Annotated in this window: 12 protein-coding genes and 3 tRNA genes; 6 read left to right on the top strand and 9 right to left on the bottom strand. The window is 42.4% G+C overall.

Annotated elements, in window-relative coordinates:
• Nucleotides 1–149: 149 nt before the first annotated feature.
• From CCS02_RS09390 to CCS02_RS09435, 9 genes are all read right to left on the bottom strand, one after another.
• A complete protein-coding gene (locus CCS02_RS09390; RefSeq protein WP_100636399.1) occupies nt 150–911 on the bottom strand; it encodes a phosphoribosyltransferase in 762 nt (253 codons plus the stop codon).
• Nucleotides 912–1346: 435 nt separating this feature from the next.
• Nucleotides 1347–1433 (bottom strand) — tRNA-Leu (locus CCS02_RS09400).
• 11 nt (nt 1434–1444) lie between these two features.
• Nucleotides 1445–1518: transfer RNA gene (locus CCS02_RS09405), tRNA-Cys, on the bottom strand.
• A 23-nt stretch (nt 1519–1541) separates the two neighbouring features.
• A tRNA-Gly gene (locus CCS02_RS09410) sits at nt 1542–1616 on the bottom strand.
• A gap of 96 nt (nt 1617–1712) precedes the next feature.
• The gene (pgsA, locus tag CCS02_RS09415; protein ID WP_012070917.1) at nt 1713–2273 is read right to left on the bottom strand and encodes a CDP-diacylglycerol--glycerol-3-phosphate 3-phosphatidyltransferase; all 561 of its coding nucleotides are present in this window, start codon (nt 2271–2273) and stop codon (nt 1713–1715) included.
• A 45-nt stretch (nt 2274–2318) separates the two neighbouring features.
• Complete coding sequence (gene uvrC, locus CCS02_RS09420; protein ID WP_100636401.1) at nt 2319–4142, bottom strand: excinuclease ABC subunit UvrC; 1824 nt, start codon at nt 4140–4142, stop codon at nt 2319–2321.
• An 18-nt stretch (nt 4143–4160) separates the two neighbouring features.
• Nucleotides 4161–4802, bottom strand: a complete 642-nt coding sequence (locus tag CCS02_RS09425) for a response regulator (RefSeq protein WP_100187052.1) — start codon at nt 4800–4802, stop codon at nt 4161–4163.
• A gap of 121 nt (nt 4803–4923) precedes the next feature.
• Entirely contained in the window at nt 4924–5793 is an 870-nt protein-coding gene (locus CCS02_RS09430) for a replication protein P (RefSeq protein ID WP_232617106.1), read from the bottom strand.
• Nucleotides 5702–6508, bottom strand: a complete 807-nt coding sequence (locus tag CCS02_RS09435) for a DnaT-like ssDNA-binding domain-containing protein (protein ID WP_100187054.1) — start codon at nt 6506–6508, stop codon at nt 5702–5704. Before CCS02_RS09435 ends, CCS02_RS09430 begins: the two co-directional genes overlap by 92 nt.
• 337 nt (nt 6509–6845) lie before the next feature.
• Here CCS02_RS09435 and hpf point away from each other — a divergent pair, with 337 nt between their 5' ends.
• The 6 genes from hpf to CCS02_RS09465 all read left to right on the top strand — a co-directional run bounded on the left by hpf (nt 6846) and on the right by CCS02_RS09465 (nt 9431).
• On the top strand, nt 6846–7163 hold the full coding sequence (hpf, locus tag CCS02_RS09440; protein WP_100187055.1) for a ribosome hibernation-promoting factor, HPF/YfiA family: 318 nt from the start codon (nt 6846–6848) through the stop codon (nt 7161–7163).
• A gap of 165 nt (nt 7164–7328) precedes the next feature.
• Complete coding sequence (locus tag CCS02_RS09445; RefSeq protein ID WP_100187056.1) at nt 7329–7982, top strand: Bax inhibitor-1/YccA family protein; 654 nt, start codon at nt 7329–7331, stop codon at nt 7980–7982.
• 88 nt (nt 7983–8070) lie between these two features.
• Nucleotides 8071–8463, top strand: a complete 393-nt coding sequence (tusD, locus tag CCS02_RS09450; RefSeq protein WP_100187057.1) for a sulfurtransferase complex subunit TusD — start codon at nt 8071–8073, stop codon at nt 8461–8463.
• A 4-nt stretch (nt 8464–8467) separates the two neighbouring features.
• Complete coding sequence (locus tag CCS02_RS09455; RefSeq protein ID WP_100187058.1) at nt 8468–8815, top strand: DsrE family protein; 348 nt, start codon at nt 8468–8470, stop codon at nt 8813–8815.
• Between the two features lie 2 nt (nt 8816–8817).
• On the top strand, nt 8818–9105 hold the full coding sequence (locus CCS02_RS09460; RefSeq protein WP_072840971.1) for a DsrH/TusB family sulfur metabolism protein: 288 nt from the start codon (nt 8818–8820) through the stop codon (nt 9103–9105).
• A gap of 5 nt (nt 9106–9110) precedes the next feature.
• Nucleotides 9111–9431: a TusE/DsrC/DsvC family sulfur relay protein gene (locus CCS02_RS09465; protein ID WP_100187059.1), complete on the top strand. Its 321-nt coding sequence runs from the start codon at nt 9111–9113 to the stop codon at nt 9429–9431.
• The last annotated feature ends 387 nt before the right edge of the window (nt 9432–9818 follow it).

Genomic DNA, 9818 nt, shown 5'->3' on the forward strand with positions numbered 1-9818 from the left:
AAGCATTACATTAAATTTTTTAAAATTAAAAGCCAATATATTTTACATCTCATACGCTAGTCGAACCAAACGGCAGGCACAAAAAACCGCCTAGAGGGCGGTTAATTTTTCTTTAATTTGCCAAAGTTTGGCGTGACATCAAAGAAGCATTACGTTTCAGACTGGCTTTCAGCGATTCTTTCTCTGATTGACTCAATGTCTGGCGCTTTTTTAAGATGTCCTGCTTCACCTTGAGTGAGTTTGTCCAAACCAAACCCAACGAAGGATTTCCACCATTCATCTAATCTCTCCCCGTGCTTATCTAGTAAAGCACTGTACATTTTCATACTGACATTAATACTAGTTTGTTCTTGGAAGCAGGTCAAGACAACAGCGCCTATCACTATACCGCCATTATTTTCTATAAAACCCCTTAGCGAAGCAATAGTACCTCCCATAGTAAGCGTATCATCAACAATTAAATATTTTTTATTCGGTACTACATCCCCATAAAACTCGGGAAAATTTACTAAGCGATAAAAAGCCGCTTTATTCGTTCTAAACGCTCTACTAGACTGGATGATATCAACACAAAGCTCGACCCCAATCCTTGATGAGATAGTATGAGCCAAAGCCAACGGAATTTGATTAACCCCTCCTTCTTCTACTGCATAAACTGGCACCACCTCAAAATCCCTTGATCCTCCTATCCATTCTAAAAATCTTTCAAAAGCCACACTGCTTATTACATCATCCACCAATGGAATAGCTGCACTGACATCTAAACCATTTTTTGATGCTTCATAATTTGGATGGTTTGATGCAGATTTAAGCGTAGCGAAAGAAAATACAGGAGGAAAATCATTCCAAGGAGTCCTAGTTTCAATAAAAGGCTGCTTATAGTCACTAATAGATACTACTTTCTTAGTCATCCAAGCAGTCCTGAACTATCGCTTATATTTGGTACGCAATATTCACAGCACAAAACCCTTAGGCTGATTTTCTCTAAGTTAGGCAAAATCAGATGAGAAGAACGGCACGAAGCCTTTGGAAAAGCACTTTCTTTTGTTAGACGCTCTTCATTTACAGCCCATGCCATGACATCCCGCTTAGTGGAGAAACCAGCTTTGCTTTTTCTTTTCCCGTTAACCCGAGCTTGCGCCCGCAATCCACCTCCATGCTTGTAAGCTTTTACCAATGTGAAACTCCAATTCGTATTGTTAAAGTGTGTGAAAAATTTCAGAAAAGATAGCATATAAGCGGAAAAGCTTACAATTTGAAGCAACACTAAGAAAATGCTGGAGAGTAGATATTTAAAGGGATTGAGCAAGATAAGAAAGTGCAGGCATAAAAAAAGGCACCATAAATGGTGCCCGGGACCGGAATCGAACCGGTACGCTCGTTAAAGCGCAAGATTTTAAGTCTTGTGTGTCTACCAATTTCACCACCCGGGCATATCTGATTTTGGAGGCCGGAGTCGGAATCGAACCGGCGTTCACGGAGTTGCAGTCCGCTGCATGACCACTCTGCCATCCGGCCTTCTATCAGATACATCTTTTGATTGGAGCGGGAAACGAGGCTCGAACTCGCGACCCCAACCTTGGCAAGGTTGTGCTCTACCACTGAGCTATTCCCGCGTCTCAAAAGACGGTGCCTATTCTATGTATTTGAGCTTTCACGTCAAGGGAAAAATCCAAATAAATAACTAACTTAGGCACTTTTTTTAAATCTGATTAGTTTTTGTTCGACTCTTTGGACTTTAGCTCAGGCCAAGCCGCTTTTAAGTAAATATACATAGACCAAAGGGTTAACAAGGCTGCTGCAATGAGTACCATCTCTCCCACATGGGCAGCCATGGTATCTGGTCGACTTCCTAGCAAGATGAAAATAGCCAACATCTGCATGGTGGTTTTCAGTTTGCCAATATAGGAAACGGCCACGCTGGCGCGCTTGCCCATTTCTGCCATCCATTCACGTAATGCTGAAATAACGATCTCACGGCCGACAATGACGGCGCTAGCTAACGTTAGCAATGGATTAGAGTAGCTAGCCACTAACAAGACTAAGGCAATCGAAACCATAAGCTTGTCAGCTACTGGGTCAAAAAAAGCCCCAAACGGAGTCGTTTGGTTAAGCTTTCTTGCCAAATAACCATCTAACCAATCAGTAATGGCAGCCAAGGCAAAAATAATCGCGCAGGTGTAATAGCGCCCTTCCCACGGCAAGTAGTAAATAACCACCAAAATAGGGATCATAAAGATCCGTACGGAAGTTAATATATTTGGTATGTTCATCTTATTCCTAATTATTACGCTAAATGCACCAACACTCAGCCAAACTTAACTTTTATGAAGGTAGAGATAAATTTCTTCCGCTTTTTTGGCGCTAATCCCTTTCACCTTTGAAATATCTTCCTGGCTCGCTGAGAGTAGCTCTTGGTATCCACCAAAGGCCGTCAGCAACTCTTTACGTCGATTTGGCCCGATACCTGGAATATCTTCCAATACCGAGTGCCGACGTTTCTTGTCTCGTCTACGACGGTGAGTCTTTATCGCAAATCTGTGTGCTTCATCGCGAATATGTTGAATCAAGTGCAATGCAGCCGAATCTGGAGGCAACACAACTTCATCTTCTTTGGAGCCGATATATAAGGTTTCAAGACCCGGCTTACGAGTATCGCCTTTTGCGACCCCCAATAAGAAGATATTCACCAATCCCAATTCTTTTAATACAGTTTCAGCTTGAGTTAACTGACCTTTACCACCATCAATAAGCAACACATCTGGCGCTTCTAGCTCACCACTTTTGACGCGTTTATAGCGTCGAGTGAGTGCTTGCTTCATGGCACCGTAATCATCACCCGGTTCAACACCTTCGATGTTAAAGGAGCGATAGCGCTTTTTATCCGGTCCGTCAGGCCCAAACACCACACAAGACGCTACAGTTGCTTCGCCACTAGAATGACTAATATCAAAACATTCCATGTGCATTGGAGGTTCAGAGAAGCCTAACAACTTTTGCAATGCGGTTATACGGCTAAAATGATTACGCTTATCCGATAATCGCGCCTGTAAGCCTTGTTCTGCGTTGAGTTTCGCCAGCTCAAGCCAACGCGCACGCTGACCTCTTACATTGCTCAGGACTTCAATTTTTTTCTGGGTGGTTTCGAAAATACCTTCCACCAGCGCATCACCATCTTCTAGCTCGTGACTAATGATAAGCGTCTTAGGTAACTCTTGAATACCACCAAGATAAAATTGAGCGATAAAAGACGATAATAATTCGCCTTCTGTGATTTCGATGGGCATTTTTGGGTAGTAGCTTTTGCTGCCAACAACTTTGCCTTTGCGCACCATCATCACATGAACACACAAACCACCAGGCTGAATAATAGAGGCAATAACATCTGCTTCGCCCGTTTGCCCATAAACATGCTGTTGCTCTTGGATGTGCTTGAGCTGAATGATTTGATCGCGTAACTCGGCGGCTCGTTCAAATTCCATATCCGCAGCAGCAGCGCTCATTTGCGTGGTAATTTCAGCTGTGAGCTCTTGATCTTTGCCTTGTAAAAACATGCGTGCGTGACGAACATCTAGCTCGTACTCTTCATCACTAATCAAGTTCACACAAGGCCCAGAACAACGCTTAATTTGATATTGCAAACAAGGCCGAGATCGATTCGAGTACGTACTGTCTTCGCACTGGCGCACCTTGAAGACCTTTTGCATGGTATTCAAACTTTCTTTTACAGCGTTGCCACTTGGAAAGGGACCGAACAAGGTACCTTTATCGGTTTTATCACCGCGACGAAACAGCAAAGCTGGATGAGGGTGATTCGATAATAAAATATAAGGATAAGATTTATCGTCCCGTAGCAAAATATTGTACGGTGGACGATGTTGTTTAATAAGCGTTTGTTCGAGAAGTAAAGCTTCCGTTTCGCTTTTAGTAACAGCAATTTCAATGGTGTGAATACGACTAACCAAGGCCATGGTTTTAGTCGTTAATCCGGTCACACGGAAATAGCTCGCGACACGATTTTTTAGATTTTTTGCTTTTCCAACATAAAGTAACTCACCTTTCACGTCGTACATGCGATAAACGCCCGGACGTGTGGTTAAGTTGCTGACAAAATGCTTCGGATCAAATTCTGAATGGCTCAAACAAACCTCGTTTTTCGCCTAGCCCATACCAAGCACATTGTAACGTACCGCTAAGTGAATCAGCTCGACATCGCTTTCAATGTTCAATTTTGTAAAAATACGAGTACGGTAAGTACTCACGGTTTTAGGACTCACACATAGGTGCTCTGCAATTTCGTTGGATTTTTTGCAATCCACGATCATTTGAGCCACTTGCAATTCTCTGTCTGATAATTGCCCCAATGGCGAACCTTGTCCATCGATAGAAAACTTAGACAGCGCCATTTTCTGAGCAATGCTTTTAGAAATATAATGCTCGCCTTTAGACACCATTTGAATAGCTTCTAATAGCTCTGACGTATTGGTGCCTTTAGTAAGATAACCGGATGCACCCGCTTCTAATAACTTCACTGGGTATAAATTATCATCAAGCGCAGACAAAGCAATGATCTTGGTTTTCGGCAAAATCCGCTTTATTTCTTTCGTTGCACCTAAACCGCCAATTCCCGGCATATGCACGTCCATCAAAATGATATCAGGCAATAATATCTTGGACTGAATAATGGCCTCTTCACCGCTATGCACAACACCTACTACCTCAACACCTTTTACATCCTGTAATACACGACTAATACCTTGGCTAACCACGTCATGGTCGTCAACAATCAATACTTTTAACATAACAACCTCACCAAAACTTTCCTACGCCTCGTGTCGATTTCTGCCTTACCTAGCATGAAATCGCCTATAGCATCCTGCTAATAAAAAATTATGTTATATAACAAATAGAAAAAGCGCACCGTTATTCAGGCAGCTTTTCTTTATATCCCATTTCTAAGAGCTTTTTTTGACTAATTTCGCGATAACGAGCTCGCACGCCAGACCCGTGTGTTTTTTGGGTGTAATAAAGTAAAGGCGCGATCTGTTCTTCATCAACCGATAAGTCACTAGCAATTTTACTAGATAAATCTTTCACGCTTAGTGTTTGCTTATCTTCGATCATAATCACTTTTGGAATCACTAAGCGTTCACCAGCAATCACTCGATCGACGATTTTTAAATAACTTTGCTCAAATAAAGGCCAGGTCACTCGCTCTTCTTCAGACTTTAATTTGTACCAACCAGCCTGAGACCCAGCAAAGAATACCGCATTATGACTCCATTTATATTGCAAAGGATCCGTTCGACAAGTACAAGCTTCAAGATATGCTGCACGCGGATCAGGCAAACCATAAGCTTTATAAGCGGTATTAATTAGTTTCAAAAAGTCTGCAATAGTTGGCGGCCATGTATGCTCTTCTTTTGTACGCTCTACTGCGTATGCCAACAACGGCTCTTGGAAACCTTTCAATGCAATCGCCCATTCACGCTTGGCTAGCTTAACTTCATCCGTTGTACTGTAAGCCGAGGCAAATTTATGGGTATAAATGGCTTTAAAACGCGCGAACAACATATTAACCAAAATACGTGTTTGCTGCTCAGCCTCTGTCGGACCCGATTCACGACTAGCATTACCAGCATTAGCATATCCTGAGTTATTGTACCCTGAATTATTGTACCCTGGATTGCCAGAGCCATACTCACCAGTCTGTGTCGTGGATGTTGTTGAGGGCGTCGCTAACCTGCTCTCTAGAGGTTTTAGTAAATTTTGTACTGCCTGAGGTTCCTTCATATGAAGACCTATCCGATTGTTTGTATTGCCACTGACGTTTTACGTATTTAAAAAATTCGCTGTTCCAAGTTCTGACATTTTTTCGCTGCTCTTTAATTCTCAGCAAAAACTCAGTTTGCAAAGACAAGGCAAAATCACGGGCGATGCCAGCTTGGCCAATTTGCTCTAACGTCGCTTCTTCAGGTTGCCACTGATCAGGTTGTCGAGCACGCTCTTTTTGCTCCAAATACAAGTCAAAATCAGTGATGCCTCGACGGTCATTCACCACTGGCGGAGATGGCGCTTGGTATTGTCGAACGGGCTGCTTCGCAGGATAGCTTTTAGGCTGCGGCGTAAATTCCTCAGTTTTCTCCCGAGACGCTTTGTGCAACCGATCCATTTTGCTCATCAAGGAATCGTCTTTAGCAGACGCTTCAGCAGCTGGTTTAATGGTTTGTGCCGCTTTTTGGGATGACACTAAATGAATCTCGAGTATTTCTTCTTGCCGCTGAAAGCTCAATAGTTGGCTAATTTGTAAGTTCGCCAACAATCGCATCAACATAGGCACAGTCCAAAATGGTAGCTGAACACTAAGTCGACTCATTTCAACTCGTAAAGCATTGGAGCCAATAAGATAAGCCTGCTGCTTCAAAAAGGTCAATAATACGGTTTCTTCTAACCCGATCTGGGCTGCCATTGAAAATGATATCGGTAATGAATAGTCGTTATCCAACATAAATCTCGCTTCGCATATTTAGCACCACAGTCTATCAAAAGCCGTTCCTATTAGCACGAGAACCTTAAAGTAACCTTGCTATCGATACAGAATGACGCTTGCCATTTTCATTGACCATTAGACTTTAGCAATAGAAGGATTTTATTCACTAACAAAACAACTGCTAAGCAATTTTGACAGCACTCAAAAACACTCCTATGCTCAAGTTGCGGCAATGCTTTTTATTCAACTCTCTCTAATACAGAACAACAGGGTAACGATAGATTTATAAAAGACAAATTAATAGAGAGTGTTTGGCATTGCCAGTTCCAAAAACATCATTCAGGAGGAAAGTAGTATGCACACTACCAAAATTTCTGGTCACCATATCGATGTAACCCCAGCCATAAAAGATCATATCAATGAAAAACTCAGCAAAATTTCGAAGCTTACAGACCAAATAACCTCGGTAAATGTCACTTTACTTAAGGACAACAAAAGTCAAAAAGCGGAAGCGATCGTACATATTCCAGGCAAAGAAATATTTGCCGCGGCCTCCTCTGAAGATAGATTATTTCACGCGATTGATGACATGGTTGACAAGTTAGCCAAGCAAATAGACAAATATAAAACCAAACAATCCAGTGCGCATCACAAACCTGTGACGACCCACTAGTTACCTAAAACCACTTAACTCTTCCTTCATTATTTTGAAAAAACACCGCGATTCTGCGGTGTTTTTCTGTATTTATACTTTAGATAAACAATCAAGCTTGAAGTTTGGAACTTTCAGCCGCATATTAAGTCTATTGATAGTCTTAAACCCTAAAGGAGTAATCTCATGCGTTACACAGAAGCCCTTTCGACACATTCGTCACAAGCGGCAAACAAAACGCTCCGCAATACTTACGGACTGTTGTCGCTTACCCTATTGTTCAGCGCCTTCACTGCGGGCATGAGCATGGCTTTCAACTTACCCCATCCTGGCCTAATTATTACTCTAGTAGGCTTTTATGGTTTGCTTTTCCTAACACACAAATTTAAGAACAGCTCTGCGGGTCTTCTTTGTGTGTTTGCGTTAACTGGATTTATGGGCATTACCCTTGGGCCTATATTAAGCATGTACATGAATATGCCTGGCGGCGGCAGCTTGATCATGAGTGCATTAGGCATCACAGGCCTATCCTTCCTAGGCTTATCTGCTTATGCACTTATTTCGAAGAAAGACTTCAGCTTCCTTAACGGATTCATCACTGTTGGTTTCTTTGTTTTATTGTTCGCGGTGATTGCTGGTATTTTCATTAAAATGCCTGCGCTACAAATTTTCATCTCTGCTGGTTTTGCGCTTTTCTCTGCGGCGGTTATTTTGTTGCAAACAAGCCAAATCGTACGTGGCGGTGAAACCAACTACATAGTTGCAACAGTGACTCTGTATGTTTCCATATATAACATGTTCCTAAGCGTATTGTCCCTTCTTGGTATGGCTCGCGATTAATAATCCGTCACACCAATACGAAAAGGCCGCTGACTGCGGCCTTTTTTATGTGTAAAATTTACTGCATCTCATACCAAGGTCATTTTTGATGCAATACACTCTGCTCATCACTGGTTCCCCATATCAAAGCAAGGCTTGCCACACAGCGCTTCGCTTTATCCATGCAGCTCTAAATAAATACCCTGACAGTATAAAAGGCGTATTTTTTTATGAAGACGCCGTGCTTATTGGCAACCAGACAGCACAGCCACCAAGAGATGAAATCAACCTAACCAAAGCTTGGCAAGAAATAGCAGAACAACACAAAGTCCCTTTGTATTTGTGCATTGCTGCTGCGGTAAGACGCGGCATCATTAACGAAAGTGAAAGCCGTCGTTATGAGTTAGAGCAACACACTCTTGCAGAGCACTTCCAGCTAGAAGGCTTGGGCACACTCGTTGATTTAATGAATACCACGAATAAAATCATTCAGTTTAGGTAACCTTATGAAACACACATTAATTCACCTAAACTCCAGCCCTTATTCCAGCTTAGCTTGCAAAGAAGGCTTAGATCTTGCTCTGGTTCTGGCCACCTTTGAACAGCCTGTCGATTTGTGTCTGTCTGGCGCCGCTCTCGCGATTTTGACGGATAATCAAGATCCAACAGCAGAGCAAGGTAAAAACCTACATAAGCTGCTAGCTGGGCTAGAATTTTATGATATTGAAAACATCTATATAGAAAAAGCTAATACATGGATTGAAGACAATCCAACGTGGCAAGGTGTTCAGTCTCTTGATGGTGCCGAATGGCAAACATTGTTCTCACAATACCAACAGGTTTTCCGGTTTTAATTATGCGACTTCACCAAATAAATCAACTCGATTACCCAGCAACGTTAGAAACAACTTGGCAAAATAGCGTGCAGGCTGGCGACCAAATATTGCTGATTGAAGAAGGCTTTTTAAGACTGATTCAGCACGCCAACACAATGCAAACGCTGGCCGAAGAAAAACACGCCGAAATCTACTATCTACAAAGCGATGCAACGGCTTATGGCTTATCACCACAATTAGGCACCGCTCTCTCAGAAGAAGAATGGGTCGATTTAACCTTTACTGCCGAAGCGAACATTAGTTGGTAATCAATATGACAAACAATACAGTAGTTCTAGACGAAGAAGGTTACTTGCTCAATCTACAAGACTGGACACCAGAGCTTGCCAATCAACTGGCGCAAGATGTTGACGTTGAACTAAGCGATGCTCATTGGGAAATTATTCATTTGTTGCGCGACTTCTATGAAGAGTTTGAAGTATCTCCTGCCATGCGACCACTGGTAAAAGCGGTATCAAAAAAACTAGGCGCAGAAAAAGGACGAAGCATTTATCTAATGACACTATTCCCCGGCAGCCCGCCTAAGTTAGCAGCAAAGATTGCTGGCCTTCCCAAACCAGCAAATTGCTTGTAGATCAGACAAAAAAACATGTAGGTCAGCCTTCAGGCCGTCAAAAGCCGGATCACACCAAACCAAAAACCTTGACGTGCTAAAGCACGACCTTGTATCTCTTCTTGATGAGTGTTTAGCTAGCACTTATCGCATCGGGAAATCGGTGAGCTCGTGCGCGACCTTAGCACAAAAATGCTGTTTTGTAGATTGAGCCCTGATTTCCTAACCTCCATTAAACTGAATGGTATCCTAGCACCCCAGGTAAGGGTGATGCTGCATGTACAAGGGGAGTAGATAGAGATGAAGGCTTTTATTGGCATTGATGTTGGTAAAGAAAAGTTAGATGTTAGTTGGTTACGCGACGTGGTCAAAAATAAGCAGAAAACCAAGGTCTTAAAGAACACAAAA

The organism is Marinomonas sp. ef1 (assembly GCF_002806845.1).
Taxonomy (GTDB): Bacteria; Pseudomonadota; Gammaproteobacteria; order Pseudomonadales; family Marinomonadaceae; genus Marinomonas; species Marinomonas polaris.

Excerpts from the sequence above, each read along its gene's own strand:
- CCS02_RS09455 (WP_100187058.1), top strand. The coding sequence starts at position 8,468 with ATGAAACACACATTAATTCACCTAAACTCCAGCCCTTATTCCAGCTTA.
- CCS02_RS09460 (WP_072840971.1), top strand. The coding sequence starts at position 8,818 with ATGCGACTTCACCAAATAAATCAACTCGATTACCCAGCAACGTTAGAA.
- pgsA (WP_012070917.1), bottom strand. The coding sequence starts at position 2,273 with ATGAACATACCAAATATATTAACTTCCGTACGGATCTTTATGATCCCT.
- CCS02_RS09430 (WP_232617106.1), bottom strand. The coding sequence starts at position 5,793 with ATGAAGGAACCTCAGGCAGTACAAAATTTACTAAAACCTCTAGAGAGC.
- CCS02_RS09445 (WP_100187056.1), top strand. The coding sequence starts at position 7,329 with ATGCGTTACACAGAAGCCCTTTCGACACATTCGTCACAAGCGGCAAAC.
- CCS02_RS09390 (WP_100636399.1), bottom strand. The coding sequence starts at position 911 with ATGACTAAGAAAGTAGTATCTATTAGTGACTATAAGCAGCCTTTTATT.
- CCS02_RS09435 (WP_100187054.1), bottom strand. The coding sequence starts at position 6,508 with ATGTTGGATAACGACTATTCATTACCGATATCATTTTCAATGGCAGCC.
- tusD (WP_100187057.1), top strand. The coding sequence starts at position 8,071 with ATGCAATACACTCTGCTCATCACTGGTTCCCCATATCAAAGCAAGGCT.
- hpf (WP_100187055.1), top strand. The coding sequence starts at position 6,846 with ATGCACACTACCAAAATTTCTGGTCACCATATCGATGTAACCCCAGCC.
- CCS02_RS09425 (WP_100187052.1), bottom strand. The coding sequence starts at position 4,802 with ATGTTAAAAGTATTGATTGTTGACGACCATGACGTGGTTAGCCAAGGT.
- CCS02_RS09465 (WP_100187059.1), top strand. The coding sequence starts at position 9,111 with ATGACAAACAATACAGTAGTTCTAGACGAAGAAGGTTACTTGCTCAAT.